Origin of the sequence: Kibdelosporangium philippinense (assembly GCF_021390435.2) — a bacterium.
Lineage (GTDB): Bacteria > Actinomycetota > Actinomycetes > Mycobacteriales > Pseudonocardiaceae > Kibdelosporangium > Kibdelosporangium philippinense.
In genome coordinates, this window is record NZ_JAJVCN010000004.1 from 258,473 (window position 1) to 275,699 (window position 17,227).

The 17,227-nt window shown below is 65.4% G+C and carries 17 protein-coding genes; 5 read left to right on the plus strand and 12 right to left on the minus strand.

The window, feature by feature from the left end:
* Window positions 1-32 precede the first annotated feature (32 nt).
* The 5 genes from LWC34_RS44115 to LWC34_RS44135 all read right to left on the minus strand — a co-directional run bounded on the left by LWC34_RS44115 (window position 33) and on the right by LWC34_RS44135 (window position 5,827).
* Window positions 33-1,022: a TIGR03842 family LLM class F420-dependent oxidoreductase gene (locus LWC34_RS44115; RefSeq protein WP_233731270.1), complete on the minus strand. Its 990-nt coding sequence runs from the start codon at window positions 1,020-1,022 to the stop codon at window positions 33-35.
* 9 nt (window positions 1,023-1,031) lie between these two features.
* On the minus strand, window positions 1,032-2,426 hold the full coding sequence (gene hydA, locus LWC34_RS44120; protein WP_233731271.1) for a dihydropyrimidinase: 1,395 nt from the start codon (window positions 2,424-2,426) through the stop codon (window positions 1,032-1,034).
* The gene (locus tag LWC34_RS44125) at window positions 2,426-3,268 is read right to left on the minus strand and encodes a nitrilase-related carbon-nitrogen hydrolase (protein ID WP_233731272.1); all 843 of its coding nucleotides are present in this window, start codon (window positions 3,266-3,268) and stop codon (window positions 2,426-2,428) included. Before LWC34_RS44125 ends, hydA begins: the two co-directional genes overlap by 1 nt.
* Window positions 3,219-4,772 (minus strand): NCS1 family nucleobase:cation symporter-1, encoded by a 1,554-nt coding sequence (locus LWC34_RS44130; RefSeq protein ID WP_233731273.1) that lies wholly within the window; start codon window positions 4,770-4,772, stop codon window positions 3,219-3,221. Before LWC34_RS44130 ends, LWC34_RS44125 begins: the two co-directional genes overlap by 50 nt.
* A gap of 197 nt (window positions 4,773-4,969) precedes the next feature.
* A complete protein-coding gene (locus tag LWC34_RS44135; RefSeq protein WP_233731274.1) occupies window positions 4,970-5,827 on the minus strand; it encodes a hypothetical protein in 858 nt (285 codons plus the stop codon).
* A gap of 192 nt (window positions 5,828-6,019) precedes the next feature.
* Between LWC34_RS44135 and LWC34_RS44140 the strand changes: the two genes are divergently transcribed.
* Entirely contained in the window at window positions 6,020-7,471 is a 1,452-nt protein-coding gene (locus LWC34_RS44140) for a S1 family peptidase (protein WP_233731275.1), read from the plus strand.
* Between the two features lie 55 nt (window positions 7,472-7,526).
* Here LWC34_RS44140 and LWC34_RS44145 read toward each other — a convergent pair whose 3' ends face one another.
* Together LWC34_RS44145 and LWC34_RS44150 are read right to left on the minus strand one after the other, a co-directional pair.
* A complete protein-coding gene (locus tag LWC34_RS44145) occupies window positions 7,527-7,934 on the minus strand; it encodes an SSI family serine proteinase inhibitor (protein ID WP_233731276.1) in 408 nt (135 codons plus the stop codon).
* 35 nt (window positions 7,935-7,969) lie between these two features.
* Complete coding sequence (locus LWC34_RS44150) at window positions 7,970-9,595, minus strand: PucR family transcriptional regulator (RefSeq protein ID WP_233731277.1); 1,626 nt, start codon at window positions 9,593-9,595, stop codon at window positions 7,970-7,972.
* A gap of 122 nt (window positions 9,596-9,717) precedes the next feature.
* Here LWC34_RS44150 and LWC34_RS44155 point away from each other — a divergent pair, with 122 nt between their 5' ends.
* The 3 genes from LWC34_RS44155 to LWC34_RS44165 are packed head-to-tail and all read left to right on the plus strand — an operon-like array spanning window position 9,718 to window position 12,832.
* Window positions 9,718-11,022, plus strand: a complete 1,305-nt coding sequence (locus tag LWC34_RS44155; RefSeq protein WP_233734046.1) for an aspartate aminotransferase family protein — start codon at window positions 9,718-9,720, stop codon at window positions 11,020-11,022.
* Window positions 11,019-12,515 (plus strand): CoA-acylating methylmalonate-semialdehyde dehydrogenase, encoded by a 1,497-nt coding sequence (locus tag LWC34_RS44160; RefSeq protein WP_233731278.1) that lies wholly within the window; start codon window positions 11,019-11,021, stop codon window positions 12,513-12,515. Before LWC34_RS44155 ends, LWC34_RS44160 begins: the two co-directional genes overlap by 4 nt.
* A 2-nt stretch (window positions 12,516-12,517) precedes the next feature.
* A complete protein-coding gene (locus LWC34_RS44165) occupies window positions 12,518-12,832 on the plus strand; it encodes an EthD domain-containing protein (protein ID WP_233731279.1) in 315 nt (104 codons plus the stop codon).
* On the opposite strand, the gene LWC34_RS44170 is transcribed toward LWC34_RS44165, so the two are convergent.
* The 4 genes from LWC34_RS44170 to LWC34_RS44180 all read right to left on the minus strand — a co-directional run bounded on the left by LWC34_RS44170 (window position 12,829) and on the right by LWC34_RS44180 (window position 15,409).
* A complete protein-coding gene (locus LWC34_RS44170; protein ID WP_233731280.1) occupies window positions 12,829-13,950 on the minus strand; it encodes a M50 family metallopeptidase in 1,122 nt (373 codons plus the stop codon). The genes LWC34_RS44165 and LWC34_RS44170 overlap by 4 nt on opposite strands.
* Before the next feature lie 19 nt (window positions 13,951-13,969).
* Complete coding sequence (locus LWC34_RS57450; protein ID WP_284051882.1) at window positions 13,970-14,095, minus strand: hypothetical protein; 126 nt, start codon at window positions 14,093-14,095, stop codon at window positions 13,970-13,972.
* A 71-nt stretch (window positions 14,096-14,166) separates the two neighbouring features.
* Window positions 14,167-14,469, minus strand: coding sequence for a hypothetical protein (locus tag LWC34_RS44175; protein WP_233731281.1), 303 nt, complete (start codon window positions 14,467-14,469; stop codon window positions 14,167-14,169).
* Between the two features lie 64 nt (window positions 14,470-14,533).
* A complete protein-coding gene (locus LWC34_RS44180) occupies window positions 14,534-15,409 on the minus strand; it encodes an IS5 family transposase (protein ID WP_233731282.1) in 876 nt (291 codons plus the stop codon).
* Window positions 15,410-15,478: 69 nt separating this feature from the next.
* Here LWC34_RS44180 and LWC34_RS44185 point away from each other — a divergent pair, with 69 nt between their 5' ends.
* Window positions 15,479-16,120 (plus strand): sialidase/neuraminidase family protein, encoded by a 642-nt coding sequence (locus LWC34_RS44185; RefSeq protein ID WP_233731283.1) that lies wholly within the window; start codon window positions 15,479-15,481, stop codon window positions 16,118-16,120.
* A 66-nt stretch (window positions 16,121-16,186) separates the two neighbouring features.
* Here the strand turns inward: LWC34_RS44185 and LWC34_RS44190 are convergent, their stop codons facing one another.
* Complete coding sequence (locus LWC34_RS44190) at window positions 16,187-17,149, minus strand: S1C family serine protease (protein ID WP_233731284.1); 963 nt, start codon at window positions 17,147-17,149, stop codon at window positions 16,187-16,189.
* Window positions 17,150-17,227: the final 78 nt, after the last annotated feature.

Here is a 17,227-nt window from a genome sequence, read left to right on the forward strand (position 1 = left end):
GGCTAGAACCCTCATAACCACTCACGAGGTCTTTACAGCTTCTCGATGATCTTGCCGTAGGCGTCCAGGGTCTCGTCGCGCTGGTCGTGCATCAGGTACAGCGAGAACTGGTCCACGCCAAGCTCTTTGAGCTCCTGCAGCCGCTCGATGTGCGCGGACTCCGGGCCCACCAGGCAGAACCGGTCGACGATCTGGTCGGGCACGAAGTCGGTCGACGGATTGCCTGCCTTGCCGTGGTGCGAGTAGTCGTACTCCTGACGGCCCTTGATGTAGTCGGTCAGCTCGTGCGGCACCGGGCCGGAATCCCCATAGCGGGCAACAAGATCGGCAACGTGGTTGCCGACCATGCCGCCGAACCAGCGCAACTGGTCACGCTGGTGCGGGATGTCCTCGCCGACATACGCCGGAGCCGCGACGCACATCGTGATCGACGCCGGATCCCGGCCAGCAGCCTCAGCCGCGGCACGCACCGAACCGATGGTCCACCGGGTGATCGCAGGATCAGCCGTCTGCAGGATGAACCCGTCCGCATGCTCACCGACCAGCTGCAACGCCTTCGGCCCGTACGCAGCCATCCACATCGGCAGCTTGCCGTTACGCACCCATGGGATACGCACAGGCGTGCCGTGATGCTCGACCTCGCGGCCTTCGGCCAGCTCTTTGATCACGTGCATGGATTCGCGAACCGTCGCCAGCGACGCCGGTTTCTGGCCGATCACCCGGCGGGCCGAGTCGCCACGGCCCATCCCGCACACCGTCCGGTTGCCGAACATGTCGTTCAGCGTCGCGAACAACGATGCCGTCACCGACCAGTCGCGTGTGGACGGATTGGTCACCATCGGGCCGACGGTCAGGTTCTTCGTGGCCGCGAGGATCTGCGAGTAGATGACGAACGGTTCCTGCCACAGCACCACGGAGTCGAACGTCCACCCGTAGGTGAAGCCCCGCTCGTCGGCGGCCTTCATCAGGCGGACCACTTCGCTCGCGGGCGGGTCGGTCTGCAGTACGACGCCGATGTCCATTCAGGGCTCCTAGTTCAGGTACTGGCACAGCTCGCGGGACAGGAACTGGCCGTGCCCGGTCGAGCCGTGGAAGGCGTTGCCCTCCACCACAACCCGGCCGCGTGACAACACAGTGTCCACTTTGCCAGTGATCTGCATGCCCTCGTAGGCCGAGTAGTCCACGTTCATGTGATGTGTTTCGACCGAAAGGGTCTGCGTCGCCCGCGGGTCATACACCACGATGTCCGCGTCCGACCCTGGGGAAATGGTGCCCTTGCGCGGGTAGAGGCCGAACATCCGGGCAGGCGTCGTCGAGGTGATCTCGACCCACCGGGCCAACGAGATCTCCCCGGCGACCACCCCTTGGTGCAACAGGTCCATCCGGTGCTCGACGCCGGGAATCCCGTTCGGGATCTTGGAGAAGTCGCCGCGGCCGAGCTCTTTCTGCTCGTTGAAGCAGAAGGGGCAGTGGTCCGTGGACACCACCGAGAGATCGTTGGTACGCAACCCGTTCCACAGCGACGCCTGGTGTTCCTTGGGGCGCAGTGGGGGAGAGGCTACGTATTTGGCGCCTTCGAAGTCCGGCTTGGCCAGGTCCTCAATGGACAGGTACAGGTACTGCGGGCACGTCTCGGCGAAGACGTTCTGGCCCGTGTTGCGCGCGCCCGCGACGGCCGCAAGCGCTTCCGCGGCCGAGAGGTGCACGATGTACAGCGGGGAACCGGTCACCTTCGCCAGGGTGATCGCCCGTGACGTCGCCTCGCCCTCCAGCGCCGAGGGACGCGTCAGTCCATGTTGGACCGGGTCGGTCCGGCCTTCCTGCAAGGCCTGTGCGACCAGTTCGTCGATCGCGATGCCGTTCTCGGCGTGCATCATGATCAGGCCGCCGATGTTGGCCGCGCGTTGCATCGCGCGCAGGATCTCGCCGTCGGTCGCGTAGAACACGCCCGGGTAGGCCATGAACATTTTGAAGCTGTTCACGCCCTGGTCGATGCAGGTCTGCATCTCTTTCAAGGACGTGTCGTTCACGTCCGACACGATCATGTGGAAGCCGTAGTCGATGGCGCAGTTGCCGTCGGCCTTGCTGTGCCACTTGTCCAGAGTGGACTGCAGCGTGGTTCCCTTCGCCTGCACGGCGAAGTCGATGATCGTGGTCGTACCGCCCCACGCGGCCGCGGTCGTGCCGGTTTCGAACGTGTCGTGCGACGAGGTTCCGCCGAACGGCATTTCCATGTGCGTATGCCCGTCGATCCCGCCCGGCAGCACGTATTTGCCGGTCGCGTCGATCACTTTGTCGGCTTCCGAAGACAACACTGCTATCCCGGGCGCTGACAACGCGGCGATGGTCTCGCCGTCGACAAGAACGTCAGCCTGGACCGCGCCCGTCGAGCTGAGCACGGTCCCGCCGGTGATCATAATGCGCATCAGGGCTTCACCAGACCCTCGTACGTGTCCGGCCTGCGGTCACGGTAGAACTGCCAGAGGTTGCGGACCTCGGCGAGCTTGTCCATGTCCAGGTCACGGACGACCACTTCTTCCTCGGTGTCCGACGCGGCCTCGCCGACGAGCTGCCCGCGCGGGTCCACAAAGTACGACTGACCGTAGAAGTCGTTGTCACCCAATGGCTCCACGCCGACGCGGTTGATCGTGCCGACGTAGTACTCGTTGGCCACGGCCGCAGCGGGCTGTTCAAGCCGCCACAGGTACTCCGACAAGCCACGGCTCGTGGCAGACGGGTTGAACACGATCTGCGCGCCAGCCAAACCCAAGGCCCGCCAACCTTCCGGGAAGTGGCGCTCGTAGCAGATGTACACGCCGATCCGGCCGACCGCGGTGTCGAACACCGGGTAACCCAGGTTTCCTGGCCGGAAGTAGAACTTCTCCCAGAACCCCTTCACCTGCGGGATGTGGTTCTTGCGGTGCATGCCGAGGTACTTGCCGTCGGCGTCGATCACCGCGGCGGTGTTGAAGTAGACCCCGGGCTGCTCCTCCTCGTACATCGGCACGACGAGCACGACCCCGTGCTGCTTGGCGACCTCCTGCATCAGCTTGGTGGTCGGGCCGTCCGGGATCCGCTCGGTGTAGGAGTAGTAGTCCGCGTCCTGCACTTGACAGAAGTACGGCCCGTAGAACAGCTCCTGCAGGCAGACCACCTGCGCGCCCTGTGACGCCGCAGTCGCGATGCCCTCGACCGCGGCCGCGATCATCGACTCCTTGTCACCCGTCCACCGCTGCTGGATCAATCCGGCTCGTACGATCTGCGGCACTGGCTTCCTCCTCGGTGTTCCTGGTGTTCATGGACAGAAGTAGGTAGACCACGTAACCGACGACCGCGCCGATCACCCAGCTGTAGTCGTAAAGCGGCTTCAGGAAAGGAATGAGGCCGTCGGCGGGGAATGGTCCGCCGTACGCGCCACCGACCGCGAGCAGCCCGGCCAGCAGCGTCGCGAAGACCGCTTTCCAGTTCCAGCCCGCGTTGAACCAGTAGGCGCCTTCGCCGTCCTTGTACAGGTCGGCCAGCTTCAACCGGGTCTTGGCCAGCGTCCAGTACCCGGCGACGAACACGCCCGCGATCGCTGCGAGCAGGCCGCCGTAGAACCCGAGCCACGCGAAGATGTAGATGGTCGGGTCGGAAATCAGCCGCCACGGCTGGATCAGGATGCCGATCACACCGGTGATCAAGCCGCCCATCGCGAACGTGATCCGCCTCGGGAAAGCGTTGGAGAAGTCGTACGACGGACTGACCACATTGGCCGCCAGGTTCGCCGACACGGTCGCCAGCACCAGCGCGATCAACGCGATGACCACCAGGATCGGGCTGTCGAACCGGCTGGCCAGCTTCGCCGGATCCCAGATCGCCTCGCCGTACAGGGTGACCGCGCCGGACGTCGTCAGAATTGCCACGATCGCGATGAACGACATCGTCGTCGGCAGGCCGAGAATCTGCCCGGTCACCTGCTTTTTCTGGCTGCCGCCGAACCGGGTGAAGTCCGGCATGTTCAGCGAAAGCGTCGACCAGAACGCGATCATGCCCATCAGCGCGGGCGCGAACACCTTCCAGAAGTCCCCGCCCCAGCCCAGTTTGGACGGCTCGGACAGGATCGGGCCGAAGCCGCCAGCCTTGATCACCACATAGGCCAGCAGGATCAGGAAGCCGATCGACACCAGCGGCGCGGTCCAGTTCTCGAACCGGCGGATCGCCTCCATCCCGCGCCAGATGATCAGCATCTGCACGATCCAGAACAGCCCGAAGCACAGCCACAGCGTCCACGGCTGCCCGCCGACCTGAGCCGCGTTGATCCAGCCGTCGCCAGCCAGCTTGCCGACGATGACGAACAGCGCTTCGCCACCCACCCACGTCTGAATACCGAACCACGCGCACGCGATGAACGCACGCAACAACGCCGCGAGGTTGGCGCCGCGAATGCCGTAGAAGGCGCGGGCGAAGACCGGGAACGGGATGCCGTACTTGGTGCCGGAGTGGCTGTTGAGCAGCATCGGGATCAGCACGATCAAGTTGCCTAGCGTGATCGTCAGGAACGCCTGCAGCCAGTCCATTCCCAGCGCGATCAAGGACGCGGCCAGCGTGTAGCTGGGGATGTTGTGGGCCATGCCCATCCACAGCGCGAAGTAGTTGTAGGTGCTCCAGCGCCTGCCTTCGACCGGCACCGGCGCGAGCTCCGGGTTGTAGAAACGGCTGCCCGCGATGGCCGAGGAGTCGATCAGATCCACGCGGCCGTCGGGATGGGTCATCTGGGGCGATCCGGCCATAGGTCACTCCGCGTCGTGGGGTCGGCTGAGGTACGGGTCAGCTGGGCCATCGGTTCTCTTGGCGAGCGTGGGCTATCTATCCGGGCATCTCATCGCGGCCTTCCGGCACACGGCAGAGGCATTGTGTTCACCGTTGCGCCGCAATCTGGACAGTATGTCGGTTGCGGTCCGATCTTTCGACCGGATCGCGGCGGCCGCTAGGCGGTCGCGCAGATCGCGTAACCGCTGACGGACCATTCGTTGGGGATGGCCCCAAGCTCATGGACGCCCACATTGGCTTCGGTGGATTCCGGGCGCAGACTCACGAAACCAAGACGGGATCGAGTGCTCCCGGTGTGCAGCTTTCCGGTGATCGCGCCACCGGTACCGAGCAGTTGCTTGCCACTTGGGCACCTGGGTGTGACGGTCTTGCTTGTCGTGGAGTCCGTGACGCTCGTGTGCTCGATCGTGGACAGCCCAGGAATCGGGTCGGCGCACACCGCGAACGCGCTCGCAGTCCAGCCGAAGCCGGCGCCGATACCACCGAACAAAGACGCTGTCACGGACGTCGGTGCCGCGGTCGGGCCGCCATCCGGAACGAGGCCGACCATCTGGATGTAGGGAGCTCCCACCATGGCCACGGCGCCGGCGCCGACCACCTGCTTGCCGGTGGGGCACGTCGCGGTGATGTGCTTGTGGCTCTGGATGGTGGATGGGGACTTCGCCTCCACCACGACGAGCCCGGGTAGCGGGTCGGCACACACCGCGTATGCCGTGACGCTCCAGTTCCCGGTGAAGTCCGTACTTGTGGATTCGGCGGCTTGGACGCGGACCGACCGGATCGCGGTCGGCGAGTCACCCATCGGCCTCACCGCGCCGATCGCCACCGCGCCGTGGCCGCCGACGACCTCGCCGCCCATGCTGACCAGCAGCTTGTCGTCCGGGCACGTCGCGGTGACAAATCTGTGCTCCTCCGAGTTGGTCGGGCTGGTGGCCTCGACCCGTTGCAGGCCTGGGATCGCGGCACTCGCCGGCGCCGCTAGTCCTGCCAGGACAAGGACCGCTGTGCCGGCCATCGTCACAAGTCTTGTGGTGATTGACATTCCGGCACGGTAGGACCGGACGGCCCCGGCGCGGCCGGGCGGACGAGCGGTGATTGGGCGGGTATCAACGACCCTTATGGGCAAAACCGTCTCGGCCGGGCGGATGTGCCTGGTTACGTTGGTGCCTGCCGTATCCCGAACCCTGCATCCAAAGGAGATCACGGCATGTCGCACTACCCCTATGCGTCCAGGACGGCGGCGGTAACGATCGCGTTTCTCGCGATCACCGCGCTGTCCTGGACAGCGGACGCCGCTCCGGTTCCGGTGACCCCGGACCTCGCACCGGAAATGTATACAGCCATCCAGCGGGACCTCGGGCTGACTCCCGAGCATGCCCGTGCCCGGCTCGCGGCCGACAAGCACGCGAGCGACACCGGAAACAGCCTGCGTAAGCACATGTCGGCCACCTTCGGCGGCGCGTGGATCGACGCGGGCAGGCTCGTTGTCGGCGTGACCGACAGCAAGTCCGCCGACGCCGTGCGCGCGGCAGGCGGCCAAGCGCGCCTGGTTTTCCGCACCGAAGGGCAGTTGGACGCCGTGAAGTCCAAACTGGACGCCAACGCGGCGATGGCTCCTTCGACAGTGCCAGGTTGGTACGTCGACCCAGCAAGCAACAGCGTGGTCATCAAGTCGCGGCCGTCCGATTACCGCGGCGCTTATCGGTTCGCTTCGCTTTCCGGAGCGGACATGGCCGCGATCCGAGTGGAAGCCAGCGACGAATCGCCGCGGCCGTTGATCGACGTGATCGGCGGGAACGCCTACTACATCGGCAGCGGAACACGCTGTTCGGTTGGCTTCTCGGTGAACGGCGGATTCGTGACCGCCGGGCACTGCGGCCAGACGGGAGCGTCCACGAGCCAGCCAAGCGGAACGTTCCGTGGCTCGAGCTTCCCCGGCAACGACTACGCCTGGGTGCAGGTCGCAGCGGGCAACACGCCCCGCGGCCTGGTGAACAACTACCAGGGCGGAACGGTGTCTGTCGCCGGTTCGCAGGACGCGGCCGTCGGCGCGACCGTGTGCCGGTCCGGTTCGACGACCGGATGGCACTGCGGCACGATCCGTGCGCGCAACACCTCGGTCACCTATCCCCAGGGGACGGTGTCCGGCCTGATCCAGACCAACGTGTGCGCCGAGCCTGGCGACTCCGGTGGCTCGCTGCTGGCCGGGACGCAGGCGCAGGGCGTGACCTCTGGTGGTTCGGGCAACTGCAGTTCCGGCGGGACGACGTACTTCCAGCCGGTCAACGAGATCCTGCAGACCTATGGGCTGACCCTGGTCACCGGCGGTGGCGGGCCTGGTCCCGGCACCTGCCAGAACCCGCAGAACACGTACAACGGGTCGCTCACGTCGAACCAGAGCGCGTACCAGCCGAACGGAGGTTCGTACACATCGAACACTTCGGGTGCGCACGTCGGCTGCCTGAATGGCCCGTCGGGTACGGATTTCGACCTGTACCTGGAAAAGCAGAACGGTTCAACGTGGACAGTCGTGGCCAAGTCCGACAGCCCGCAGAACACGGAAACCATTAACTACAACGGAACCGCGGGCACCTACCGGTACCGCGTGCACGCGTACAGCGGCTCCGGCACCTACACCCTAGGCGTCTCAAAGCCCTAGAAAACCCTCGTGAGTGGTTAGCCGTGTTCTAACACGGCTAACCACTCACGAGCTTTTACCAGCGGAAAACGTCGTTGCTTTCGGCCGCGGCCACGCAGGCGTTGGCGTACTTGAACTCGAAGTCCACGCGCTTGCCCTTGTAGCGACCGGTTGCCTTGGCGGTGACCGGGTCGTAGATCATCGGGCAGACCGCGGTACCGGACGGCTGGAGCTTGGTGAAGTCGCCGCCGACCTCGTCGATCGCCATGCAGGCGCGCTCCCTGCGCGGGTGTGAACCGGACACGTTGTCCGGGTCGTCACAGCCCAGGGTGCGGGTGTCCGGAACGATTAGCGTGTGCTCGTCTTGCATCGACAGAACCAGGGTCGGCAACGCGGGCGCGGCGGACGCTGGTGCGATCAGCAACGCGGCCGCCAGCGCTGACACGCATGCGCCGACAGCGATGGGTTTGAGGGAAGACTGCATACCCGCGTTATCGGCTCGTTAAACGTGACCCTGTGTTACTCGGTCGGGTGATGTGCCTGCACATCCAGGGTCAGTAATGCCACATAGAGCGACAGCATCGATTCAGGGTCTTCCAGCGATACCCCGAGGACCTGCTCGATCCGGGAAAGCTGTTGGTAGTACGCGGTTCTGGACATATGCGCGGCCGCGGCGGCCGCTGACTTGTTGCCGCCCTGTTCGCAGTAGTGCCTGAGGGTTTCCACCAGGCGGCTGCCGTGTGCGGCGTCCCGCGTCAGCAAGGGGCCGAGTTCGCGGTCGGTGAATGCCGTGACGCGTTCGTCGTTGGCCAGCAAATGCAGCAGGCCACGCAGTCGCACGTCGTCAAGCCGGTGGTACAGACGGTCCGAAGTGGACCGTAGCGCCGCGTCGGCGACATGCGCGGCTTCGACCATGGTCCGACGGGCGCCAGTGACTCCGTCCGCGGTCGTCCCGACGGCGACAACAACCGGCTGGGCGCGTGGCGTGGCGCCAGCGGCCTGGTGCACCTCCTTGGCCAGTTTCCGCAGCACGTTGGCGACTTCTGCTTGGGGCGGCAGGGAAAGCAACGCGCGCACGCTCGTGTCGTCGACAACACCTACCAACGCGGCCGTCTGCGCGCGCCGGGCCGCGAGGGCTGTGGCCTCGGCGAGGTCGCGCAGCACCTCCTGTGTAGCCATCGCGGGCGCGGGGTTTACCCCAGTTCGCGGCCGTACGGCGACACCCACAAGCCTGCGGTGTTCCAACGGCACGCCCAAAGCAGCCGATCGCGCGTTGATATCGGCGCCAGGGGTGGACAGCATCTCCGTCAGCAGCGTGCGGTGCGCGTGCCGTTCCAGGCCTTCGCGGTCACGCGCGACCAACCGGTGTACGGCCAGCGCGGACGCGGCGCGCTCGGCCACCACGATGTGCCGGTGTGGCGGAGGCTCCGGACACAGCATCACCAGCCTGCCCCAGTCGTTGCCCCGCGCGCCCACGACCGTCACGAGCCAGCCCGCCTCGGCGTCGTAGCTGGTCCGCTCGGTGAGCTGGACTGCCCGCGAGCGTCGTGCCCAGTCGCGCAGTAGCTCGCTCGGGTTCCCACCAGCCGTGTCGTACGCGAGCACGTCGTGCGAGAGCGTCTCCAGAACAACAGGCCGTTCGGCCGTACGCGCAACCTCCCGTAGGACCTCCGCGGGCTCCGCGCCCGCGACGGTCAACGCGGTGAACGTCTCGTGCACCTGCTCGGCCGCGCGCAACTCCGCGACCTGGGCGTCCACGATGAGCCCAACCACGGCCTCGGTCACGTTGACGAACCGCGTCTCCTCGGACAACGTCACCAGCGGTACGCCTCGGCGTTCCGCGGCGGCGACAAACGCTTGCGGCAGCTTGTCGCTCCAGTGTCGCAGCAGCTCAACCACGATGCCCGCGACGCCGACATCCGCCAGTTCGTCCACGTACCTCGTCAGGCCGTCAGGCTCGTCCGGCAGCGCGATTCCGGTGGTCAGCACGAGCTCGCCACCACGCAGCAGAGGCGCGATGTCGGCAACCTCGGCCACGTGCACCCAGCGCACACGCCGGTCCAACCCGCCATGGGCCGCTACGACGCGCGGCTTGCCCTCCCGGATTACCGGCAGGGCCAGCGCGTCGGCGACCGTGGGGTACACGAACACAATGTAAGGCTTCGCCGCGATTTCGAGTACAGGTTGTCCGTAGTGGTGCCTGGTCGGTTACCAGCAGACTCGACCGCAGGAACCCGCGGATCCCGGAGGTTGCTGTGCCCGATTCAGTGCCCAAGGACGACCTGCTGCAGCGGCACCGTGCGGTGTTGCCGAGCTGGCTGGCGCTGTACTACGCCGATCCGATCGAGATCGTCGGCGGCAAAGGCCGCCGCGTGACCGACTCGCAAGGGCGGGAGTACCTCGACTTCTTCGCGGGCATCCTGACCAACGCGATCGGCTACGACATCGACGAGATCAGCGACGCGATCCGCGCGCAGGTCGACTCGGGCGTCCTGCACACGTCGACGCTGTACCTGATCCGCAAGCAGGTCGAGCTGGCCGAGAAGATCGCCGAGGTGTCCGGGATCCCGGACGCGAAGGTCTTCTTCACCAACTCGGGCACCGAAGCCAACGAGGCCGCGCTGCTGCTGGCCACGCAGTACCGCAAGAGCGACCAGGTGCTGGCGCTGCGCAACTCGTACCACGGCAGGACTTTCGCGGCGATGGGCATCACCGGCAACCGGGGCTGGTCGGCCAGTTCCCTGTCGCCGCTGAAGGTCAGCTACGTGCACGGCGGCTACCGGATGCGCGGCCCGTTCGCCACGTACAACGATGCCGACTACATCGCCGCGTGCATCGAGGATTTGCGGGAGATCCTCGAAGTCACCACGGCCGGTGACGTCGCCTGCATGATCGCCGAGCCGATCCAGGGCGTCGGCGGGTTCAACGTCCCGCCGGACGGCCTGTTCGGCGAGATGAAGAAGGTACTGGACGAGTACGGGATCCTGTTCATCTCCGATGAGGTGCAGACCGGCTGGGGACGTACCGGCGAGCACTTCTGGGGCATCCAGGCGCACGGTGTCGTGCCGGACGCGATGACCTTCGCCAAGGGCCTTGGCAACGGCCTCGCGATCGGCGGCGTGGTCGCCCGTGGGGACCTGATGGACTGCCTCAAGGCGAACTCGATCTCCACCTTCGGCGGCAACCCGGTCTCCACCGCCGGTGCGAAGGCCGCGCTGGATTACTTGCTGGACAAGGACTTGCAGGCGAACGCGGCCAAACTCGGCAGCATGCTGATCAACGGGCTGCGTGACGTCTCGGCTGAGAACCCTGTGGTGGCCGACGTACGTGGCAAGGGCCTGATGATCGGTCTTGAACTGGTCGGCCCGGACGGCCGTTCACCGAGCCCCGCGGCCGCGGCCCGGATGCTCGAAGAGACGAAGGCGCGCGGGCTGCTGGTCGGCAAGGGCGGTCTGCACAACAACGTGGTCCGGCTGGCGCCGCCGCTGACCCTGACCGAGGACGAGGCCGAGGAAGGCCTTGCCATCCTGCGCGAGTCGATTTCCGTGGTGGACAAGGAGAACAAGGCGTGACGTCGAGGATCACCCATTGGATCAACGGCAAGCCGTGGGACGGCCCAGCCGCGCGGACCGGTGACGTCTACGACCCGGCGACCGGTCAGGTCAGCGGGCACGTCGACTTCGCATCGCAGTCCGAAGTGGACGCGGCGGTGGCGGCAGCGGCGGCTGCTTTCCCGGCGTGGCGCGACGCTTCGCTGGCCAAACGGTCCAATGTGCTCTTCAAGTTCCGTGAACTGCTGGCCGCACGCAAAAGCGAGCTCGCCGCGATCGTGACCGCGGAGCACGGCAAGGTGCTCGACGACGCCGCGGGCGAGGTCCAGCGTGCGCTCGAAGCCGTGGAGTTCGCCTGTGGCATCCCGCATCTGCTCAAGGGCGGCTTCAGCGAGAACGTGTCCACGAAGGTGGACGTGTACTCGATCCAGCAGCCCCTTGGCGTGGTCGCGGTGATCTCGCCGTTCAACTTCCCCGCGATGGTCCCGTTGTGGTTCATCCCCAACGCGATCGCGTGCGGGAACACGGTTGTACTCAAGCCTTCGGAGAAGGATCCGTCGGCCTCGATTTTCATCGCTGAGTTGTTGGCAGAGGCTGGCTTGCCCGACGGTGTGCTGAACGTGCTGCACGGCGACAAGGTCGCGGTCGACGGTCTGCTGGAACACCGCGCCGTGAAGGCTGTCTCGTTTGTCGGATCGACGCCAATTGCTCGGTATGTCTACGAAACCGGGACCCGGCACGGCAAGCGCGTGCAGGCATTGGGCGGGGCGAAGAACCACATGGTCGTCCTGCCGGACGCGGACCTGGACCTGGCAGCCGACGCGGCCGTGTCCGCCGGGTTCGGTTCGGCGGGGGAACGGTGCATGGCTATCTCGGTGGTCGTCGCGGTTGACCCGATCGGTGACGAACTGGTCGAGAAGATCGCCTCCCGGATGGCTGCGTTGCACATCGGAGACGGCAGGCGCACGGGGTGTGAGATGGGCCCGTTGGTGACTCGCGCGCACCGCGATCGCGTCGAGTCCTATGTGGAGGCGGGTGTGGCATCGGGGGCCACACTGGCCGTCGACGGGCGTGGTCACCCGGTCGACGGGGCGGTCGAGGGTTTCTGGCTCGGCCCGACCCTGTTCGACCGGGTGAACACAGACATGTCGATCTATACGGACGAAATCTTCGGCCCAGTGCTGTCAGTCGTCCGCTCGCCCTCGTACGACGAAGCACTGGAACTGGTGAACAGCAACCCGTACGGCAACGGAACGGCCATTTTCACCAACGATGGCGGGGCCGCGCGCCGATTCCAGAACGAGGTCGAAGTCGGCATGGTCGGCGTGAACGTGCCAATCCCGGTGCCTGTCGGCTACTACTCGTTCGGCGGGTGGAAGGACTCGTTGTTCGGCGACACGCACGCGTATGGGACGCATGGAATCCACTTCTTCACCAGGTCCAAAGTGGTCACGAACAGGTGGCTCGACCCATCGCACGGCGGCGTGAACCTGGGTTTCCCGCGTAACGTGTAGGCATGCTGAAGGTGATGGCTTTCCTGGTCCGCAAGCCTGGGCTCACGATGGACGAATTCGTGGACTATTACGAGAACAACCATGTCCCGCTCATCGTGAGCCATGGCAACGGCCTGCTTGGCTACAAACGCAACTACATCCGCGACGAATTAGCCGGTTTCGACGCGGTCAGCGAGTTCTCCTTCACCGACCTGAACGCCTACAAAGCGTGGGCAGCGGCCATGTACTCGCCGGAAACCGGCGTCGAGAAGGACGAAGCGAACTTCCTCGACCGCCCAAAGACCCGGGCTTGCGTGGTCGAGGAACACGTCAGCTAGGTCAGGCGGATGGGGTTGACGATGTCAGCCGTGACCGTCAGTGCCACGAACAGGCCGCCGACGACCACCAGAGCCATAGTCACTGTGGCAAGGCGGTTGTAGTCGACCGGGCCGAGCGCGGGGCGGCCACGCGCTTGACGGATCCGGTCGCGAACCTTCTCGTACCACGTGACGGCGATGTGACCGCCATCCAACGGAAGCAGCGGCAGCAGGTTGAACACGCCGAGGAAGAAGTTCAAGCCTGCCAACAACATCACGAACACCGACCACAAGCCTGCCTCGGCCGCCTCGCCGCCGAGCCTGCTCGCACCCACCACGCTTATCGGCGTGTTCTGGTCACGTTCGCCACCGAACACCGCGTGCACCAACGCCGGGACACGTTGCGGCATTTCGATCAGGCGCTGGAATGTCTGTGCGAACATCTGGCCAGTGAAGGCGGTGGACGCGCCCACCGCGTCGATTGGGTTGTACTGCAGATTCGTCTGGATTCCGGCGCCGATCACGCCGATTTCGCCGACGCCTTCCCGGAACACTCGCGGGATGTTCACGGTGAACGTCAAAGTCTCGTCACCGCGTTGGACTTCCATCGGCGTCGGGCCGGACTGGACACGGACGACGGCCACCATTTCCTGCCAGTTCGGGGTTTGCTGCCCGGCCACCGACAGGACTTGGTCGCCTGGCTGGATACCCGCCGCGGCCGCCGCACCGCCGGATGTGTCGCCAAGAATGGGTTTGTTGGTCGTGTTGGGCAGACCCATGGTCGCGGCCATCACGTAGAGGATCAGGAAACCGAGCACGAAATGCGTCAGTGGTCCTGCCGCCATCACCGCGGTGCGCTGCCAGGTTCTGAAACGCCACATCGGGCGCTCGTCCTTGACCCGGTCGTCCAGGGTTGTCATGCCGGAGATGTCGCAGAAACCGCCCATTGGTACGGCCTTCAGGCCGTACTCGATCCCCTTGCGGTGGAATGAAAACACCGTTGGGCCCATGCCGACGAAGAACCTGCGCACCTTCATCCCGAAGGCGCGCGCGGTCAACATGTGCCCCGCTTCGTGCAGGGCGAGCGAGAGGCATACGCAGAGGGCGAACAGTGCGATGCCAGCGATGTAGGCGACCACGGGCAGACTGTCTCAGTTCTCAGGTGAAGCTGGTGTTCGGGAACTCGGCCCGCCCAGAAGCCCCTGGCGCCAGCCGCGGCTTGGCCTCGGCTCGGTGCATGATCGGCAGGTTGAACGCTTCGAAAAGGATTCTGGATCGATTCATTACCGGAAACCTTCGAGGATCCCCGCGACCTAGGGCCTGTTTTGGAAATCTCGTTGGTTAGGTCTGGCTGGTCACGGTGAAGGGAACTGGCCAGCCAGCCAGATGGTGAGGTCTTTGGCGATCTGGTTGCGGTCAGCACTGGTGGTCCGCGTGGGTTCCTGTTGGTCGGGGTGGTGTCGTTCGACCTCGTAGGTGTCGTCGTCGAGCAGGGACACGGAGGCGTACCAGCCCGCGTCCATGTCAGCGGGGTTGACCGTCAGGAAGGTGTTCTCGGGGTGGGCGAGGTCGGTGATGAGCATGAACAGAGCGTCTTCGGAGGGGTCCTCGATGTGGTCGCCGTTCTCGGTGTCGGCGATGTAGTAGTCGGCGGTCATCCCCAGGTCTCTCCCGATGTGCGAACCAGTGGGACGCCAGGATCGCACGCTGGCGTGGCGCTGGTCAGAGCCACTCGTTGATCGCGGCAACGGTGACGGTGGCCTCGTAGCGAACGGCCAGCTTGTCGTAGCGAGTGGCCACGGCCCGGTTGCGTTTGAGCCGGTTGATGCCGCACTCGACCGAGTGCCGTTGCTTGTAGACCTCGTGGTCGAACGCGGGAGGGCGACCGCCGTGCCTACCTCGATTCTTGCGGTGGCGGATCTGGTCGGCCTTCTCCGGGATGGTGCATCGAATCCCTCGGCGGCGCAGGTAGGCGCGGTTGGCGCGAGAGCCGTACGCCTTGTCGGCTAACACTTGGTCTGGACGGGTCCGCGGCCTGCCCGGACCGATCCGCGGCACACTGATCTGTTCCAGGACCGGCTGGAACTGCGGTGAGTCGCCCCGTTGCCCAGCGGTGACCACCACTGACAACGGCTTTTGTCCCTGTTCGGTTGCCAGATGCAGCTTCGTGGTCCGCCCACCTCGTGACCGGCCGATCCCGTGATCAGCCGGCTCGATGTCCACCCCGCCCGGCGATTCCCGCTGCAGATCTCCCTGATTTCGTGCGCCAGCGGCGTGCTGGTGCACGCGTGCGACCGTGGAGTCCACGCTGATGTCCCAGGTGATTAATCCGGCCGCGTCGGCCTGGGCCTGAAACTGGGACAGGATTTGCTTCCAGGTTCCGTCTCGTTGCCAGCGCCGGAACAGCCCATACACTGTCTGCCAGGGGCCGTAGCGACCGGGCAGATCACGCCACTGGATGCCGGTGCGGACCCGAAAACGGATCCCGTCGATGAGCTGTCGTTTCGGATGCTTGGGTGGCCGACCGGGCTTCTTGCCCTTGGGTAGCACCGCCTCCAGCTTCGTCCACTGCTCGTCCGTCAGATCGCCACGGCCCACCCCAAGATCGTTTCAAATCTAGATCAACTTCTAAAACAGGCCCTAGGTGAGGGCAGACAGGGGGGAAGCGTGACGGAGTCCGACTGGTTCGCCACCTTGTACCGCGGCGCGTACCAAGAGCTGGTGCTGGCGGTGTTCGCGCTGACCAGGGATCGGGCGCAGCCGGTACCCGCGGCTGACGGCAGTTGGTGGGTATCCGTGCGGGACCCGGCAACGTACCGGATGTCACTGGCGACGATCCGCGATGGCCGGACCTGGACAGTCAGCCAGCTACTCAAGGACCCGGCCAACGAAGTCGGATTCATCAGAGAGGTCACGGTCGTCAGCAGCAATGGTGTGCTCTACGCCCTTGGGCACAGCTCAGTTTCCACCCTTGGCGCGCCATCGGCAGCCTTCTTCTCGTTCTACCGCAGCATGGATGGCGGTCACAGCTGGGAGTTGACGTATGACGCCGGGGTGCCGCGGGTGGTGCACTCGGTCTCACCGACTCCGGTGGTCATCTCGGCCGGTGACATCATCGTGTCCACACCGGACGCTCCGCAACGGGTGCTGGTGAGCAAGGACGGTGGCCGGAGTTTCCAGCCAGCTATGCGGCCGGAACTGGATTGGGTCAGCTGGACGAGAGCGGGCTACCTGAATACGAGAACCGGCCCGACACCAACGCATTGGCTGTCTGAGGACGGAATCAACTGGCGGAAACTGGGAGAGTGACCACGTGCCGACGCGTCCGCTGTGCTCGGCGGACGCGTCCCGTTTAGCTGTGCGCTTTCCAGTCGATCACCTCCCGAGGATCTGGTTGACCACGGTCTTGGCGTCGTTGATCGGGATCGAGAAACCGATGCCGACGCTGCCGGCCCTTCCGTCCGGTGTGGACACTGGCGAGTAGATCGCCGAGTTGATGCCGATGATCTCACCGTTCGAGTTCACCAACGGCCCACCCGAGTTGCCTTGGTTGATCGATGCGTCGGTCTGAATCGCCTTGTACTGCGTGGATTCGTTGCTGGTGCTGGCGAACGGGTTGCCGCCTTCGTTGTCGGAGATGTTCACGGGACGGTTGAGCGCGCTGACGATGCCAGTGGTCACGGTGCCCTGCAAGCCTCCGGGTGAGCCGATCGCCACGACCGCGTCACCGATCTTGACCTGGCTGGAGTCGCCAAGAGTCGCCGGGGGCAACCCGCTGACGCCCTGCAGCTGCAGGACTGCCAGGTCAGAAGCCGCGTCCGTGCCCACGACCCGTGCCGGAACCGTACGGCCGTCGTTCAACGTCACAGTCACGGTTGCCCGCGAGCCGCCTGCCACCACGTGGTTGTTCGTCAGGACCTGGCCGTCGGCGGTCAGGATCACGCCGGAACCGATGCCTTGTTCCTGCGCGGTCTGCACGTTCACCTGGACCACACTTGGCAGCACCTTGCTGGCGATCGCGCTGACGTCAGTGGGCGTGTTGTTGCCAACGCTCTGGGAGATCGATGTCGACGTCGGCAGCAGCGAACCGCTGTCATTGCCGCCGATCAGGCTGCCGGTCACGCCTCCGACCAGCCCGGCGGCCACCACGGCCGCGATGGACAGGGACACAGCTCCCTTGCTGAAGCGGCGCGGCTTGCCGGGCCCGGCCAGTGCGGGCGGGACCGGGCCTCCCGTCGGTGGTAGTCCACCGCCGTACGCAGGCGGCGGCGTCGAAGCCGGGTACTGCGCCGGACCGTAGTACGGGTACTGCTGCTGGGGTTTCTGTGTCTGCGTCATGCTAGTAACTCTGCTGGGCTTGCATGAGAACAGCCTGAGGATCAGCAATAAGGTTTCCAAGAAAGGCTAGGGTCTGCC

Coding starts and splice junctions, on each gene's coding strand:
- LWC34_RS44115 (WP_233731270.1), bottom strand. CDS start 1,022: ATGGACATCGGCGTCGTACTGCAGACCGACCCGCCCGCGAGCGAAGTG.
- hydA (WP_233731271.1), bottom strand. CDS start 2,426: ATGCGCATTATGATCACCGGCGGGACCGTGCTCAGCTCGACGGGCGCG.
- LWC34_RS44130 (WP_233731273.1), bottom strand. CDS start 4,772: ATGGCCGGATCGCCCCAGATGACCCATCCCGACGGCCGCGTGGATCTG.
- LWC34_RS44135 (WP_233731274.1), bottom strand. CDS start 5,827: ATGGCCGGCACAGCGGTCCTTGTCCTGGCAGGACTAGCGGCGCCGGCG.
- LWC34_RS44140 (WP_233731275.1), top strand. CDS start 6,020: ATGTCGCACTACCCCTATGCGTCCAGGACGGCGGCGGTAACGATCGCG.
- LWC34_RS44145 (WP_233731276.1), bottom strand. CDS start 7,934: ATGCAGTCTTCCCTCAAACCCATCGCTGTCGGCGCATGCGTGTCAGCG.
- LWC34_RS44165 (WP_233731279.1), top strand. CDS start 12,518: ATGCTGAAGGTGATGGCTTTCCTGGTCCGCAAGCCTGGGCTCACGATG.
- LWC34_RS57450 (WP_284051882.1), bottom strand. CDS start 14,095: ATGAATCGATCCAGAATCCTTTTCGAAGCGTTCAACCTGCCGATCATG.
- LWC34_RS44175 (WP_233731281.1), bottom strand. CDS start 14,469: ATGACCGCCGACTACTACATCGCCGACACCGAGAACGGCGACCACATC.
- LWC34_RS44190 (WP_233731284.1), bottom strand. CDS start 17,149: ATGACGCAGACACAGAAACCCCAGCAGCAGTACCCGTACTACGGTCCG.